The sequence below is a fragment of the Streptomyces sp. NBC_01217 genome (genome assembly GCF_035994185.1).
In the GTDB taxonomy this organism is placed as follows: domain Bacteria; phylum Actinomycetota; class Actinomycetes; order Streptomycetales; family Streptomycetaceae; genus Streptomyces.
Genome location: NZ_CP108538.1, coordinates 5155027 through 5169061, shown reverse-complemented (window position 1 = coordinate 5169061; position 14035 = coordinate 5155027). Strand labels below are relative to the sequence as shown.

Sequence of the window (14035 nt, the reverse complement as noted above, 5' to 3'; positions counted from 1 at the left end):
CTTCGGCCCATGACCGTTGCGTTCTTCTCCGGTAAGGGCCGCCGAATCGGCGTCGCTCTTGGTGCCGTGTCCGCGGGACTCCTTGTCCTCTCCGCCTGCGACAAGCCGACGCCGCTCGCGACCGTAACGGTCGGCGGCAACTCGGTGAGCACCGAGGCGGCCTGCTACAACGACGGCGAGCCCCTCAAGACGTCCGAGATCCAGGGCTGCCTCAACAAGAAGGCGGAGAAGTCCGTCAAGGTCGCGATGGACGACAAGGTCCGCTTCGGCGTCGACCCGGAGATCGCGGACAACGGCTGGACGCTGTTCATCAACGGTCAGCAGGCCGAGCAGGAGCCGTACAAGAGGACCTACCGGTCCATCCCGGGCAGCGCCTTCTTCTCCAGCCAGACCGGCGAGACCACGGACAAGACGCAGATCAGCATCGTGGAGACCAAGGGCAAGAAGCTCACGGGCATCTGGCACTTCGAGCTGAAGAAGACCTCCTGACCTCCTGACCTCGGAGGATTCCCCCGTGCGTGTGCTCGTCGTGACCGCTGTCCCAGCAGAACGGGACGCGGTCACGCGTGCTTTCGGGGAGGTGTCCGGTCCCGCCGGGCACGAGGTGCCCGGTTCGCAGGTCCACCGCGTGGCCTGCAACAGTGGCTTCGCCGTGGTCGACGTCCTCGCGGGCGGCGTGGGACCGGCCGCGGCGGCGGCCGCCACCGCATTCGCCCTCGCCTCCGCCCCCGGACCGTACGACCTGGTCATCTCTGCCGGGATCGGCGGCGGGTTCGCGCCCCAAGCCCCGGTCGGCTCGCTCGTCGTCGCGAGCGGCATCGTCGCGGCCGATCTGGGCGCCGAGACCCCCGAGGGCTTCGTGCCCGTCACCGGTCTGGGCTTCGGGCGCGAGCGGTTCACGCCACCGCCCGCGCAGGTGGCGGACGTGGCCACCGCGACCGGTGCGCTCACCGCCGAGATCCTCACCGTCTCCACGGTGACCGGCAGCGCCGCGCGCACCGCCGCCCTGCTCTCCGCGCACCCGCGGGCGGCCGCCGAGGCCATGGAGGGCTTCGGCGTCGCCGAGGCCGCCGAGCGCACGGCCGTACCGGTGCTGGAACTGCGGGCCATCTCGAACGCCGTCGGCCCGCGCGACCGGGACGGCTGGCGCATCGGCGAGGCGCTGGCCGCGCTCACCGGGGCGTTCGGGAAGATCGTCCCCGTACTGGAAGGTTGGACCCACCATGACCGACACAACTGGTAACCAGTCGCGCCCGTTGGACATCGCTTTCTCGCCCTGCCCGAACGACACGTTCGTCTTCGACGCCTGGGCGCACGGAAGGGTCCCCGGCGCGCCCGCCCTCGATGTCACCTTCGCCGACATCGACATCACCAACAAAATGGCCGAGCGCGGCGAACTCGACGTACTCAAGGTCTCGTACGCGGTGCTGCCCTGGGTGCTGGACGAGTACGCGCTGCTGCCGTGCGGCGGGGCGCTGGGACGGGGCTGCGGACCGCTCGTCCTCACGAAGGAGGCGGGCACGGACCTGACGGGGAAGACCGTCGCCGTGCCGAGCGAGCGCTCGACCGCGTATCTGCTGTTCCGGCTCTGGGCGGCGGAAGTCGTGCCGGACGGGGTCGGCGAGATCGTCGTCATGCCGTTCGACGAGATCATGCCCGCCGTGCGCGACGGGAAGGTGGACGCCGGTCTCGTCATCCACGAGGCCCGTTTCACGTACCAGAACTACGGGCTGCACAACCTCGCCGACATGGGCCGGCACTGGGAGGAGACGACCGGGCTGCCCATCCCGCTCGGCGCGATCATCGCCAAGCGCTCGCTGGGAGCGGACACGCTGAAGCTGCTCGCCGAGTCGGTGCGCACCTCGGTACGGATGGCCTGGGACGACCCGGAGGCGTCACGGCCCTACGTCCTGGAGCACGCGCAGGAGATGGACCCGGCCGTGGCGGACCAGCACATCGGGCTGTACGTCAACGAGTTCACCGCCGACCTCGGCGAGGACGGTTACGCGGCGATCCGCGGACTGCTGACCCGCGCGGCGGCCGAGGGGCTGGTACCGCCCCTCGGCCCCGACGCACTGTCGTTCGTCTGATTTCCGCTTCCGCTTACGGCTTTCGCCTGCCGCTTTCGCTTTTCGCGCAGGTCACACGTCGAGCTGGTCGGCGACCGCGCGCAGCAGGCCGCCGATCTTCTTGCCTGCCGCCTTGTCGGGGTAGCGGCCGCGCTCCAGCATCGGCGTGATGTTCTCCAGCAGGGTGGTCAGGTCCTGCACGATGGACGCGAGCTCGTCCGGCTTGCGGCGCTGGGCGGCCGCGACGGACGGGGTCGGGTCCAAGATCACCACCGACAGTGCCTGATCTCCCCGCTGACCTGCGACGACACCGAATTCGACGCGCTGGCCGGGCTTGAGTGCGTCGACACCGTCGGGAAGCACGGAGGAGTGCACGAAGACGTCGCCGCCGTCATCGCGGGAGAGGAAGCCGAAGCCCTTCTCGCTGTTGAACCATTTGACCTTGCCAGTCGGCAAAGTACGCACCCCATCTCAACCCGTATGCCGGAACAAAGCCTCAGCAGGTCAGGCTATCCAGTGGTGGTGCTCCCCTGCTGGCAGAAGCCTCCCCAGGTGAAGTACCCCTCGTCAAGCCTGGTCATCCGGACTGTGTCCGGAAACGGGCGGGAACTACCCTGGCGGGGTGAGTACTTCTCCCTCTGGCGCAGGTGACCGGCTCGTCCGGATCGGCGCGATCGTCTTCTTCCTCGGAGCACTGGCCACGCTGGCCACGGTGGCCCCGCTGTTCCTCGGAACCCGTCCGCTTCCGTCCATCGCATGGTCACTGTGCATGCTGATGGGTGTGGGCTTCCTGATCGCCGCGGCAGGCGTGGTGCGGTCGGTACGGGCGGGGTCGCCGAAGCGGTGACACCGGGCTCGTCCGGCGGCCGCTCCGTCCTCAGACGCCGGACGGGCTCGATTTTGCCTGCACGTACCCGTTCAGCCACGACGGGAACTCCGTCAGCGTCGACAGGACGACATCCGCCCCCGCCGCCCGCAGCTCCTCCGCGTCGCACGGTCCCGTGGTGACCGCCACCGACAGCGCCCCGGCCGTGCGGGCGCCGCGTACGTCGCCGGTGTGGTCGCCCACGTACACATCCGCCCCGTGCTCCCGCAGCGCCACCCCCTTCGCCTCCGCCCACAGGCCGCCGATCACCGCGTCGGACTCGATCCCGAGGTGCGCCAGGTGGAGCTCCGCGCTCGGCCCGTTCTTCGCGGTGACGACGATCACCCGGCCGCCCCGCTCACGGATCGCCGCGATCGACTCCCGCGCACCCGGCAGTGCCGGGCTCGGCACGATGGCGTGTGTGGGATAGATCTCCCGGTAGCGGTCGGCGGTCGCGGCCACCGCATCGGCCGGAAACCAGTTCCGCAGCTCGTGGTCGACCGGTGGCCCGAGCCTGCTCACCACCAGATCCGCGTCGATCGGCGTGCCCGTCTCGGCGGAAAGTGCCAGGTAGGCGGCCTTGATACCGGGCCGGGAGTCGATGAGCGTCATGTCGAGGTCGAAGCCGACCGTCAGTGAGTGCGCAGGCATGGGATCCATTGTCGCGGGGCCGGACGCCGGACCCACCCGGATACGGCCCCGGGGCCCGGGGCCCCGCAACGCCGGTGCTTAGACTTAGCCGAGCCTAACTTTGCTTCGCTCTCGATTGGGTCCGATGTCAGCCGCCGCACCACGCCGCCCCAGACGCGCACTCGCGACGGCGGCGGCCGTCGCGGCGCTGCTGGTGGCGATACTTCTCAGCCTCGCCGTGGGGGCCCGCTCCATACCCCCGTCCGAGGTGATCGACGCCCTGCTGCACGGCGGGCACTCCGACGCCGCCGAAGTCATCCGGAACATGCGGGTGCCGCGCACCCTGATCGGGCTGATGGTCGGCGCGGCACTGGCCCTCGCGGGCACGGTGCTCCAGGGCATCACCCGTAACCCCATCGCCGACCCCGGCATCCTCGGCATCAGCCAGGGCGCCTCGGTGGGTGTGGTGCTGGCCATCGCGTACGCCGGAGTCCACACCCTGACGGGGTACGTGTGGTTCGGGTTCGCGGGGGCGGCGATCGCCTCCGTCGCCGTGTACGCGATCGCATCGAGCGGGCGCGGGGGCGCCACCCCCGTGAAGCTCGCCCTCGGCGGCGCGGCGATCAACGCGCTGCTGGTGTCGGTGACGATGGCGGTGCTGACGACCAAGGCGTCCGCGCTGGACGAGTTCCGCTTCTGGCAGGTCGGCTCGATCGCCGGGCGCGAGGCCGATGTGGCCCAGCAGATCTGGCCGTTCGTGCTGATCGGGACCGTGCTCGTACTGTCCGTCGCCCGCGGGCTCGACGCGCTGGCGCTCGGCGAGGACGTGGCGAAGGGGCTCGGACAGAAGGTCGCGACGGTACGGATCGTCGGCGGCGTCGGGGCCACCGTGCTGACCGGTGTCGGCGTAGCAGCGGCCGGGCCGATCGCGTTCATCGGGCTCGCCGTCCCGCACATCGCCCGCGCGATCGTCGGCGGCGACCACCGCTGGGTGCTGCCGATGGCGGCGCTGATCGGGCCCGTCATGCTGCTGGTCTCCGATGTCATCGGCCGCATCGTCTTCCCGCCGAGCGAGGTCCCGGCGGGCGTGATGACGGCGCTGATCGGGGTTCCCTTCCTGGTCACCCTGGTACGCCGGAAGGCGGTGCCCGCATGAGCGACACCACGCTGCGGGTGCGGCCCTCCGGGTACCACGTCCTGCGGATCGGGGCGCGGGGCCGGTTCCTGCTGCACCGGCGGGCGGCCGTCGTCGCCGCCGTCCTCGTCGTGCTGCTGGCCGCCGTCTGTGTCGCGTACCTCTGCGTCGGCGAGAGCTTCGTCGCGCCCGGCGAGGTCGTGAAGGTGATCCTGGGGCAGCCGTCCCCCGACGAGCTGGTGGTCGGCACGCTGCGGCTGCCGCGGATGGTCGTGGGGCTGCTGGTCGGCGCGGCGTTCGGGATCGCCGGTGCGCTGATCCAGACCGTCGCCCGCAACCCGCTGGCCAGCCCCGACATCATCGGCATCAGCCAGGGGGCAGGTGCGCTCACGGTCGGCGCGATGACGTTCGGCGTCACCTCGTACACCGTGCTGCCGTATCTCTCCGTCATCGGCGGAGTGGCCGCGGCGGCCCTCGTGTACGTCTTCGCCTGGCGCGGCGGGCTGCACGCCACCCGCTTCGTCCTCATCGGCATCGGCTTCGCCATCGCGCTGCGGTCGGTCACCACGCTGTTCCTGACGAAGGGCGACTATCTGGTCGCCCAGCAGGCGCAGATCTGGATGACCGGCTCGCTCAACGGCCGCGGCTGGTCCGAGGCCGCGCCGATCGGCTGGACGCTGCTGATCCTGCTGCCCGCCGCCTTGTGGGCCGCCCGTGCCCAGCGCACCGTCTCGCTGGACGACGACACCGCGACGGCGCTCGGGGTGCGGCTGGGACGGGTACGGCTGGGGCTGGTCGCCCTCGGTGTGATCCTGGCGTCCGTGGCGACGGGGACGGCCGGTCCGGTCGACTTCGTGGCGCTGCTCGCCCCGCAGATCGCCCGCCGCATGACCCGTACCGCGCAGATCCCGCTGCTGTGCTCGGCGCTGCTCGGCGCGCTGATCGTCGTCTTCGCCGATCTGCTGGCGCGCAAGCTCTTCTCGCCCACCGAGCTGCCGGTGGGCGTTCTGACGGCGGCGGTCGGCGCCCCGTATCTGATCTGGCTGATCATCCGCGGTCACGGTGGCGGTCGCGGCCGTAGTGGAGGCACTGCATGAGCTCGACCCGTACGTCCGACACGACGGCGACCGCGACCAGCCGGCTCACGGTGCGGGAGCTGACCCTCGCCTACGAGGACCGCACGGTCGTGCACGAGCTGGACCTCGCCGTTCCCGACGGCCGGGTGACGGTCATCGTCGGCCCGAACGCGTGCGGCAAGTCGACCACCCTGCGCGCGCTCGGCCGGCTGCTCAAGCCGCGCGGCGGGGCGGTACTCCTCGACGGTACGGAGCTGTCCCGGATCCCCACCAGGAAGATCGCCCAGTCGATAGGGCTGCTGCCGCAGACCCCGGTCGCCCCCGAGGCGATCACCGTCTGCGACCTCGTCGCCCGCGGCCGCCAGCCGCATCAGCGCTGGTGGCAGCAGTGGTCCCAGGAGGACGAGCGGGCGGTGACGGACGCCATGGAGCGCACGGACGTCACCGCGCTGGCCGACCGGTCGGTCGACGAGCTGTCCGGCGGGCAGCGCCAGCGGGTCTGGATCGCGATGGCGCTCGCCCAGGAGACCGATCTGCTGCTGCTCGACGAGCCGACCACGTACCTCGACATCGCGCACCAGGTGGAGGTCCTGGACCTGGTGCGCCGGCTCACCGCCCCGGCGGCGGACGGCACCCGCGGCCGGACCGTCGTCACCGTGCTCCACGACCTGAACCAGGCCGCCCGGTACGCGGACCATCTGGTCGCCATGAAGGAGGGCCGGATCGTCGCCGAGGGCCACCCGGAGGACATCGTGACCGCCGAGCTCGTACGCGAGGTCTTCGGCCTGGAGGCGGTGATCGTCCCGTGCCCGGTGACGGGGGCGCCGCTGGTGGTGCCGGGGGCGCCGTGGACGCCGTCGACGCCGTCCGGCGCGTCGTAGGGCGGGGCCCATGGACGGCGCCGGATCCTGAAGGGGCTGGATTGCCGCGGCGTCGAAACCCGCTCACACCACGACGAGGCGCACCCTGTCGCCGCACAGTTTGCCCATGTCGTCAGTGTCCGATGTCAGCATGACAACAGGACGTCGCTGCCGCAGAGCGGCCTCGGCCACTGCCGCGTCGATGGCGTACTCGTGGCCGTGCAGTCCGGCCGCCATCAACAGCACCGAGGCCGCCTTCGCCTCTTCGTCGCCCACCGGGACGGTGCGCAGACCGGACAGCACCCAGGCCAGCCGGGCCTTGTTGGTGCGGGCATGCACGGCTTCGATGATGGTGAGCGCGGAGATGACCACTTCCATCCCCCTGGACCGCGCCTCCGCGACCAGTGCCACCGCCGTCTCGTCATCGTTGAGCAGCTTGGAGAGTCCCTCGCTGTCGAGGACGAGTGTGCCTTCGTGGTTCAGCTTGCGGCGGGCCACTGCCCCTCCTCGGCGAACACCTCGTCGAGGACCTGCCGCGCCCGCTGCCGCGCCTGCTCGGAGACCGGACCCTTACGGCTCTCGTAGTCCGCCAGGTACTCATCCAGCACCTGCCCCCGAAGCTCCCGCTCGACGGCTGCGGCGATGAACGCGGAGAACTCCCTCTTACCGGCCCGGGCACGGATCGCTTCAGCGGTCCCTTCGGGCAGAGAGAGGCTGACCCGCGTCGCCGGTCCCTCACCGATGCTGTAAGTCGTCTCGGACATGAGCTCATCGTATCAAACAAGTAGGAAACGAAATGTCTACTTGCGCTTGCAGACTTCCCGCCCGTCGGGTGAGCGGGAGCATGGTCATGCCGTGGCGAGTGATGGGCTGCAGGTGCAGGCGGGGGTCGCCCGTCTGCGGTGCGCCGATGAGCTGGCCGATGTCCACGCGTAGCTCCCGGGCCAGGGGCAGGAGCAGTTCGAGGGTGGGGCGGCGCTGGCCCGACTCCAGTCGCGAGAGCGTGCTGAGGGAGATCCCGGTGGCCTCCGCCAAGGCTGTCAGGGAAAGGCTGCGATGGGTCCGCAGCCCTTTGAGGCGAGGGCCGACCGCCGCCATCGTCGACTGTGTCTCTTCGTCCATCCCTTCACCTTGCCACCGCAGCAAGGATCTTTGCGCGTTGCCGTGGGCGGCCTGACTGTGGAGGCAGGCGCCCTGCCCGGGTTCGCCGCACGGGATGGGAGAGACGCGATGAGCCAGGACAGCGGAACCGAGGTGCCGGACGCGCAGCGGGCCGTGGCGCCGCCCGAAGCGGCGGTGGCGGTGCGCCGTGGTTCGGTGGCGCTGGCCGTGGTGATCTTGGTGCTGACGCAGCTGATGTTCGTCGTGGATACCTCGATCGTGAATGTGGCTTTGCCAGACATCGGCCGCGAGCTGGGCTTTTCCAGCGCGGGTCTGTCCTGGGTGGTCACCGCCTACGCACTGACGTTCGGCGGCCTAATTCTGCTGAGCGGCAAGATCGGCTCCATGATCGGCCCGCGCCGCGCTCTGGTCCTGGGCGTCATCGTCTTTGTGGTCGCCTCCGTCGCCGGGGGTCTCGCGGGTTCAGCTGGGGTCCTGGTGGCGGCGCGAGCACTGCAGGGAGTGGGCGCGGCCATGGCGGCGCCCAGCGTGATGGTGCTGCTGGTGGGGATCACCGCGCCGGGCCCACAACGGTCGCGTGCGATGGCGATGTTCGTCCTGGCCGTCGGCGCAGGAGCCGCGGTCGGGCTGCTAGCGGGCGGTGTGCTGACGCAGACGCTGGGCTGGCAGTGGGTGATGTTCGTCAACGCCCCCATCGGGGTGCTGGTCCTGCTGGGCGCGGTGCGCAATCTGCCGGAGATGGAGCGTCGGCGCACCTCGCTGGACCTCGGCGGCGCCGCAGCCTCGATCCTGGCGATGGTGGCCCTGGTGTTCGCCTTCACCTCCGCCGCCGACCGCGGCTGGAACAGCGCCCTGGTGATGGGGGCGTTCGCCGTCGCCGCACTCGCGCTCGCGGCCCTGGTCGTTTGTGAGCGCAGGAATCCGCATCCGGTGATGCCGCTGGCGTTCTTCTCCTCCGTGCGCAGTGCAGGCCCGCCGCTGTCGATGCTGGTCGTCCCGGCCGGGCAGGTCGGCTTCCTGTTCTTCACCACCCTGCTCACCCAGCAGGTGCTCGGCTTCACACCGATCCAGACCGGTCTGGCCCTGGTGCCTTTCACCGTCGGCCTGATCGCCACCAATCAGCTCACCCCCCGGCTGCTTCCGCGCCTGGGCGAGCGCATCATCGGCAGTACGGGCCTTGCCGGACTGGTGCTGGGCATCGCCTGGATGGCGCTGGTGGCCGCCGACGCCGACGCGAACACCTCGATCGTCACCGTGCTGCTGCCCTCGATCCTGCTCGGCGCGGGCGCAGGCGCCACCTTCGCCCCCGTCACCGCCGTGATCATGCACCAAGCTCCCGCCGAGCACATCGGCGCCGCCGCCAGCCTCAACCAGGGCCTGCAACAGCTTGGCGGCGGCATGGGCCTGGCCGTCCTGACCAGCGTGCTCTCCGCCACCGGCGGACTGGAGGACGGCCTGGGAGCAACCTTCCTTGCGACCGCCGCCTTCCCCCTGGCCGGCCTGCTCCTGTTCGGCCTCTGGGCGCGCCGCATCCCCGCCCCCGACACCACCCCCGCATGATCACCACAGCCCCCGACCACACCCTGGAGAACTCCTGATGAGTGACACCGATCCCCGCTACGAAGCCGCGTTCTGGGACCAGCGCTACAACGCCCCCAACCCGCTGTGGAGCGGTCAGCCCAACCCCGCGCTCGTCGAAGAAGTCACCGCACTGACGCCGGGGATGGCCTTGGAGGCAGGCTGCGGCGAGGGCGCCGACGCCATCTGGCTGGCCCAGGCGGGCTGGCAGGTCACCGGCACCGACTTCTCCGCCCAGGCCCTCGCCCGCGCAGCCGACCACACCCCCACGACGCTGACCGGACGGCTCACCTGGCAACAGGCCGACATCCGCACCTGGACACCTCAGGACGACGCGCCCCACTACGACCTGGTCACCGCCTCCTTTCTTCACTTCCCCTCACCCCTGCGCCGCGCCGTCTTCGCCGCTCTCGCCGCACGGGTTGCCGGCAACGGACATCTGGTGATCATCGGCCACCACCCCAGCGACCTGGACACCGCGATGCCCCGCCCGCCCGAGCCCGACATCTTCTACACCGCCGACGACCTCATCAACGACCTGCCCGCACCCGGCTGGAAGGCCGTCACCCTCACCGCCCGCCCCCGCACTTCCACCACACCCGACGGCCGGCACGTCACCATCCACGACACCGTCCTGACCGCCCAGCGCACCCAGTAGCCCACCCCTCACCCACACGCCACGCAGAAACGAGTACGACCATGCAGCACGGCCTCGCACACCAGACCGCCCTGGTCACCGGAGCCACCGCCGGTATCGGCCGGGCCACCGCGCTGGCCCTGGCCGCCCGCGGCGCCGACATCATCGTCCACGGCCGCGACAAGGAACGAGCAGCCGACACTTTGAAGCGCATCTCAGCCCTCGGCGCCACAGCCCGCTTCGAGCCGGCTGATCTGTCCGACCCCGCACAGGTGACAGACCTGGCCGAACGCGCCGGGCAGGTCGACATCCTGGTCAACAACGCGGGCATCTTCCACTTCGCCCGCACCGCCGACACCACCCCCGCCACCTTCGACGCTCACATCGCCATCAACCTGCGCGCCCCCTACCTCCTCGTCCAGGCCCTCGCCCCCGGTATGACCGAACGCGGACACGGTGCCATCGTCAATGTCAGCAGCGGCGCCGCCGGCACCCCCGGTCTTGGCAGTGGCATCTACGGCGCCACCAAGGCAGCCCTGGAATCCCTGACCCGCGTCTGGGCAGCCGAATACGGGCCCGCCGGAGTCCGCGTCAACGCCGTCGCCGCCGGCCCCACCCGCACCGAGGGCACCGCCGCCTACGGCGAAGCCTTCGAATCAGCCGGACAAGCCGTCGCCCTCCAACGCCTGGCCGACCCCGAAGAGATCGCAGGAGCCATCGCCTTCATGGCCTCCCTTGACGCCAGTTACGTCAACGGCGCCACCCTCAGCGCCATGGGCGGCCAACCCGCCCTCGGATGATCCAGCACAGCCAGGAGCACTGGTCGGCCAATCCGGCATGCGAGCGACAAGGACGGCACAAGGGCCGCTCGATCAGTGCGCGCCGTCATCCACATCGTCCTCGTCCAGCTCGGGCACATCCGGGTCGCGCAGTGAGCGCAGGACACCGGCGGCCGGAGTGGAGGCGGTGAAGCTGTAGCGGCCCAGCAGGTTCAGGTTGCGGTGCTTGAGCGGGGACAGGCGGGCGATGTCCTCGTCCCGCAGTTCGTGGCCCTCGGCGCGGAGCTGGGCGACTGCGGCGTCGAGGTACTTCGTGGTCCACAGCACGATGGCGTTGAGGACCAGGCCGAGCGCGCCGAGCTGGTCCTCCATGCCGTCGCGGTACGCCTGGTGGATGGTGCCGCGCTTGCCGTGGCACACGTCCCGGGCCAGCTTGTGGCGGGACTCCTGCACGGTGAGCTGCCGGTTCATCTGGCGGCGGTAGGTGTCGTCGACCGGGTCGACCACCCGCAGCAGGTGCTCGGTCTTGGCGATCCGCCCGTACTCCGCGAACGCCGCCCCCAGCGGCGTCGGGCGTCCGTCACGTCCGAACATGCGCAGCAGGTCGTAGGCGCGGACCTGGTTGGTGACCAGGGAACCGGCAACCTTCAGCATGTCCGGCCAGGGCATGATCACCTTGTTCAGATTGACCCGGTTACGGGCCAGGTCCTCCACCGCGCCGTAGTGGCCGGTCTCGACGCCGGGCATCGTGGCCCGCCAGAACCGCTGGTCGTCCAGGTCGCGGAATCGGGGGCTGAAGTTGTAGCCGAGGATCTTGAACAGGCCGAACACCATTTCGGAGTACGAGGCGTTGTCGGTCGCCAGCATCTCCGGCTTGACCCCGCCGTCGAGGTTCAGCAGTGCGTCCAGGATGTGCAGGGAGTCACGCGGGGTGCCGGGCACGACCATCTGCCCGATGCCGGCGACCTGGTCGTTGACGGCGTTGAGCCAGGTGATGCCCCGCTTGAACCCGAAGTACTTCGGCGACGGGGCGGCGTTGATGGTGCGCACCGGCACCTGGAAGCGCAGCCCGTCCACGGAGGCGAGCAGCCCGTCGCCCCAGTAACGCACGATCGTGATGCCGGCCTGGGCGGCGATCAACGCGGCGTTCGCCGCGGCGATGGTGTCGGCGCGCAGGTAGTACTGGTCGATGTGCACGAGCCGGGCCCGGGTCAGGGCCTCGTAGCCGGGGTTCACCACCGGGGCCAAGCCGATGTTGCACGCCTCCGACACCAGCAGCGCGACCACCGAGGTGGGCAGGTCCTTCATCCGGGTGGTGCCGTCGCCGAGGTGGACGAAGGCGTCGAAAAACCCGGTCCAGGCGTTCACCTCGAACAGCAGGTCCGGCAGGTCGATCTTCGGGAGCATCTTCTCGACCCGCTTGCGCAGCCAGGCCAAGGACTTGGGCTCGCCGAGGGCGCCGAGCTTGTCGACGTTCAGCTTCACCCGCCCGTCGTCCTGCACCTCGACGGAGACCTTCGCCGCCGGCCCCGCTTCCTCCAGACGTTCGGCGAGCTGCTTCCACCCGGCGTCCAGGCCCCGCACCAGCTCCGCCAGGTGCTCCTGGACGGGCATGTCCAGGCTCAGGGCAGCCAGGACGTCCTCCTCGACCGCGTCCCAGTCCGGCCCGTCCAGCAGGCGGGCCCGCGGGTTGGACCAGCGATGCGAGGGCGAGGCGAACACGTCGCGGTTGTTCAGGGCCCGGTGCAGCTGCTCCAGCACGCACACCACGTACGCGTCCCGGTCCACCGCGGCCTGCGGCAGATCCGGGTTGGCGTACACCACCTTGCGCCACGCGGGCGGCACGAGCTTGTCGTCCACCTCGCGCGGCAGCAGCGGCTTGACGCCCACCTTCCGCCGGGCCAGCGCCGGCAGGCCGCGCACCCCGGCCAGGACCCGCTTGCCCGCGCTCGCCGCGTCCAGCGCCTTCGACTCACCCAGCAACGCGAGGAACGGGCGCACCGTGGCGTACCGGTTCACGAGCGCGGCCCGCATGGCGACCTCAGCCGAGTTCTCGTCCTCGGGCACCAGCGAGACCACCGTGGCCGCAGCACTCATCACGGCAGCGCGCGGGGCGACCTCCTCCACCGCCGCCCACAGCGTGACCACGTCCAGGTCCGCCTCCTGCTCCTCGACCAGCTCCAGCTCCTCGAACAACACCTTCGCCGCCCGCGCGAGCACCCGCGACGCCTTCTCAGCTGCGGCAGCGTCGACAGCCGCTCCTTCTCCGTCTTCCGCTTCGCCGTGTTCAACAGGCGCGTGGCCATCAGGACCTGGAACAGGTCCAGCGCCTCATCGATCGCCTTCGCCTCCAGGTGCCGCATCACCGCGGTGAGCATCGCCGTGCGCTTGGGCTCCCCCGCCCGCTCCAGCAGCGGCGCCTTCGACCCCAGCGCATATCGGGCCAACGCCGCCATCCGGTTCGGCGGGATCTGCGACAGCCTCAGCCGTCCGAGCCGGTACGCGCCGATCTCGTCCACCCGCTCCAGCGCGCGGGCGAACGCCGTCCCGGTGGTCCGCGTCGGCGGCCGACGCAGCCGCTCAAGCTCCGAGAACCGCGAGCCCTCCGGCGTCTTCAGCGTCGCCACCAGTTCTCCGGGCAGCGCCGGGTCCACGCGGCGAGCGGCGCCCGCGACGGTGGCGTGCAGCCGCTTGTCCGCGACCTTCCGCACCTCCGACACCTGCCGGGCCAGCACCGAGACGCCCGGCAGCAGCACCCGGTTGCGGCGCAGCCAGCCCGCCGCGTGGTCGAACAAAGCCTTCGGGCCCTCGGCATGCGTCCACGCCCGCCCGTGCAGGAACGTACGGAACCGCCGCGACCACTCCGCATCGTCGTACTCGTGGTACTCGTAGGCGTCCCGGATTTCCCACGCGTGCTCGTACGCCGTCTTCGGCCGCTCGGTGTACCGCTTCACCACCGACGGGTCCTCGATGCCGAGCTGTGCGGCCAGGTGCTCGACTACCGGCCACGGCGCCTCCAGCGGGTCGTCCGGGAGGAACCGGCCGATGTAGCGAACCGTGCACATCTGGAGCGCAAAGCCGAGCTGGTGGTGCGTGGAGCGTCGCCGGGCGATCAGATCGCGGTCGACGTCGTCCAGGAAGAAGAACCGCTCCAGTTCGGGGCGGGTCGGCTCCTCGCCGGGGCAGCACCAGTTCGGCGAACCTATGCGGTCACAGCACTAGCCGATCATGATCGTTCTCAGCGCCAACCGCTGTACCGATGTTCCCCAAGGCCGAGCATGGCG

The 14035-nt window shown here is 70.6% G+C and carries 15 protein-coding genes and 1 pseudogene; 10 read left to right on the top strand and 6 right to left on the bottom strand.

Going from position 1 to position 14035, the window contains the following annotated elements:
• The first annotated feature begins 9 nt into the window (after positions 1 to 9).
• Genes OG507_RS23135 through OG507_RS23125 form a run of 3 tightly spaced genes read left to right on the top strand, consistent with a single transcriptional unit; the run spans position 10 to position 2090 of the window.
• A complete protein-coding gene (locus tag OG507_RS23135) occupies positions 10 to 489 on the top strand; it encodes a DUF2771 domain-containing protein (RefSeq protein ID WP_327369100.1) in 480 nt (159 codons plus the stop codon).
• A 25-nt stretch (positions 490 to 514) separates the two neighbouring features.
• The gene (locus tag OG507_RS23130; RefSeq protein WP_327369099.1) at positions 515 to 1243 is read left to right on the top strand and encodes a futalosine hydrolase; all 729 of its coding nucleotides are present in this window, start codon (positions 515 to 517) and stop codon (positions 1241 to 1243) included.
• Positions 1224 to 2090, top strand: coding sequence for a 1,4-dihydroxy-6-naphthoate synthase (locus OG507_RS23125; RefSeq protein WP_327369098.1), 867 nt, complete (start codon positions 1224 to 1226; stop codon positions 2088 to 2090). Before OG507_RS23130 ends, OG507_RS23125 begins: the two co-directional genes overlap by 20 nt.
• 51 nt (positions 2091 to 2141) lie before the next feature.
• Here OG507_RS23125 and OG507_RS23120 read toward each other — a convergent pair whose 3' ends face one another.
• Complete coding sequence (locus OG507_RS23120; protein ID WP_327369097.1) at positions 2142 to 2525, bottom strand: cold-shock protein; 384 nt, start codon at positions 2523 to 2525, stop codon at positions 2142 to 2144.
• A gap of 166 nt (positions 2526 to 2691) precedes the next feature.
• On the opposite strand from OG507_RS23120, the gene OG507_RS23115 reads away from it, so the two are divergent.
• Positions 2692 to 2916 carry a hypothetical protein gene (locus tag OG507_RS23115; RefSeq protein WP_327369096.1) on the top strand — a complete coding sequence of 75 codons (225 nt, stop codon included), beginning with the start codon at positions 2692 to 2694 and terminating at the stop codon, positions 2914 to 2916.
• A gap of 30 nt (positions 2917 to 2946) precedes the next feature.
• Here OG507_RS23115 and OG507_RS23110 read toward each other — a convergent pair whose 3' ends face one another.
• Positions 2947 to 3594 carry an HAD family hydrolase gene (locus OG507_RS23110; RefSeq protein ID WP_327369095.1) on the bottom strand — a complete coding sequence of 216 codons (648 nt, stop codon included), beginning with the start codon at positions 3592 to 3594 and terminating at the stop codon, positions 2947 to 2949.
• Between the two features lie 115 nt (positions 3595 to 3709).
• Between OG507_RS23110 and OG507_RS23105 the strand changes: the two genes are divergently transcribed.
• From OG507_RS23105 to OG507_RS23095, 3 genes are read left to right on the top strand one after another with little or no spacing between them, the layout of a single operon-like run.
• A complete protein-coding gene (locus OG507_RS23105) occupies positions 3710 to 4720 on the top strand; it encodes a FecCD family ABC transporter permease (RefSeq protein WP_327369094.1) in 1011 nt (336 codons plus the stop codon).
• Complete coding sequence (locus OG507_RS23100) at positions 4717 to 5796, top strand: FecCD family ABC transporter permease (RefSeq protein ID WP_327369093.1); 1080 nt, start codon at positions 4717 to 4719, stop codon at positions 5794 to 5796. The genes OG507_RS23105 and OG507_RS23100 overlap by 4 nt, the downstream gene beginning before the upstream one ends.
• Complete coding sequence (locus OG507_RS23095; RefSeq protein ID WP_327369091.1) at positions 5793 to 6656, top strand: ABC transporter ATP-binding protein; 864 nt, start codon at positions 5793 to 5795, stop codon at positions 6654 to 6656. The genes OG507_RS23100 and OG507_RS23095 overlap by 4 nt, the downstream gene beginning before the upstream one ends.
• 63 nt (positions 6657 to 6719) lie before the next feature.
• On the opposite strand, the gene OG507_RS23090 is transcribed toward OG507_RS23095, so the two are convergent.
• The 3 genes from OG507_RS23090 to OG507_RS23080 are packed head-to-tail and all read right to left on the bottom strand — an operon-like array spanning position 6720 to position 7757.
• The gene (locus tag OG507_RS23090) at positions 6720 to 7133 is read right to left on the bottom strand and encodes a DNA-binding protein (protein ID WP_327369090.1); all 414 of its coding nucleotides are present in this window, start codon (positions 7131 to 7133) and stop codon (positions 6720 to 6722) included.
• Positions 7115 to 7399: a hypothetical protein gene (locus tag OG507_RS23085; protein WP_327369089.1), complete on the bottom strand. Its 285-nt coding sequence runs from the start codon at positions 7397 to 7399 to the stop codon at positions 7115 to 7117. Before OG507_RS23085 ends, OG507_RS23090 begins: the two co-directional genes overlap by 19 nt.
• A gap of 4 nt (positions 7400 to 7403) precedes the next feature.
• Positions 7404 to 7757 carry a helix-turn-helix domain-containing protein gene (locus OG507_RS23080; RefSeq protein ID WP_442811005.1) on the bottom strand — a complete coding sequence of 118 codons (354 nt, stop codon included), beginning with the start codon at positions 7755 to 7757 and terminating at the stop codon, positions 7404 to 7406.
• Positions 7758 to 7865: 108 nt separating this feature from the next.
• Between OG507_RS23080 and OG507_RS23075 the strand changes: the two genes are divergently transcribed.
• The 3 genes from OG507_RS23075 to OG507_RS23065 are packed head-to-tail and all read left to right on the top strand — an operon-like array spanning position 7866 to position 10772.
• Positions 7866 to 9317: an MFS transporter gene (locus OG507_RS23075; protein ID WP_327369088.1), complete on the top strand. Its 1452-nt coding sequence runs from the start codon at positions 7866 to 7868 to the stop codon at positions 9315 to 9317.
• A 37-nt stretch (positions 9318 to 9354) separates the two neighbouring features.
• The gene (locus OG507_RS23070) at positions 9355 to 9993 is read left to right on the top strand and encodes a class I SAM-dependent methyltransferase (protein WP_327369087.1); all 639 of its coding nucleotides are present in this window, start codon (positions 9355 to 9357) and stop codon (positions 9991 to 9993) included.
• Positions 9994 to 10034: 41 nt separating this feature from the next.
• The gene (locus OG507_RS23065) at positions 10035 to 10772 is read left to right on the top strand and encodes an SDR family NAD(P)-dependent oxidoreductase (RefSeq protein WP_327369086.1); all 738 of its coding nucleotides are present in this window, start codon (positions 10035 to 10037) and stop codon (positions 10770 to 10772) included.
• Between the two features lie 72 nt (positions 10773 to 10844).
• Here OG507_RS23065 and OG507_RS23060 read toward each other — a convergent pair.
• Positions 10845 to 13957: pseudogene (locus OG507_RS23060) on the bottom strand (Tn3 family transposase).
• Positions 13958 to 14035: the final 78 nt, after the last annotated feature.

Bases quoted from the DNA above. Each gene is read 5' to 3' on its own strand.
- OG507_RS23135 (WP_327369100.1), top strand. From the start codon at position 10: ATGACCGTTGCGTTCTTCTCCGGTAAGGGCCGCCGAATCGGCGTCGCT.
- OG507_RS23125 (WP_327369098.1), top strand. From the start codon at position 1,224: ATGACCGACACAACTGGTAACCAGTCGCGCCCGTTGGACATCGCTTTC.
- OG507_RS23110 (WP_327369095.1), bottom strand. From the start codon at position 3,594: ATGGATCCCATGCCTGCGCACTCACTGACGGTCGGCTTCGACCTCGAC.
- OG507_RS23105 (WP_327369094.1), top strand. From the start codon at position 3,710: ATGTCAGCCGCCGCACCACGCCGCCCCAGACGCGCACTCGCGACGGCG.
- OG507_RS23100 (WP_327369093.1), top strand. From the start codon at position 4,717: ATGAGCGACACCACGCTGCGGGTGCGGCCCTCCGGGTACCACGTCCTG.
- OG507_RS23095 (WP_327369091.1), top strand. From the start codon at position 5,793: ATGAGCTCGACCCGTACGTCCGACACGACGGCGACCGCGACCAGCCGG.
- OG507_RS23085 (WP_327369089.1), bottom strand. From the start codon at position 7,399: ATGTCCGAGACGACTTACAGCATCGGTGAGGGACCGGCGACGCGGGTC.
- OG507_RS23080 (WP_442811005.1), bottom strand. From the start codon at position 7,757: ATGGACGAAGAGACACAGTCGACGATGGCGGCGGTCGGCCCTCGCCTC.
- OG507_RS23075 (WP_327369088.1), top strand. From the start codon at position 7,866: ATGAGCCAGGACAGCGGAACCGAGGTGCCGGACGCGCAGCGGGCCGTG.
- OG507_RS23070 (WP_327369087.1), top strand. From the start codon at position 9,355: ATGAGTGACACCGATCCCCGCTACGAAGCCGCGTTCTGGGACCAGCGC.
- OG507_RS23065 (WP_327369086.1), top strand. From the start codon at position 10,035: ATGCAGCACGGCCTCGCACACCAGACCGCCCTGGTCACCGGAGCCACC.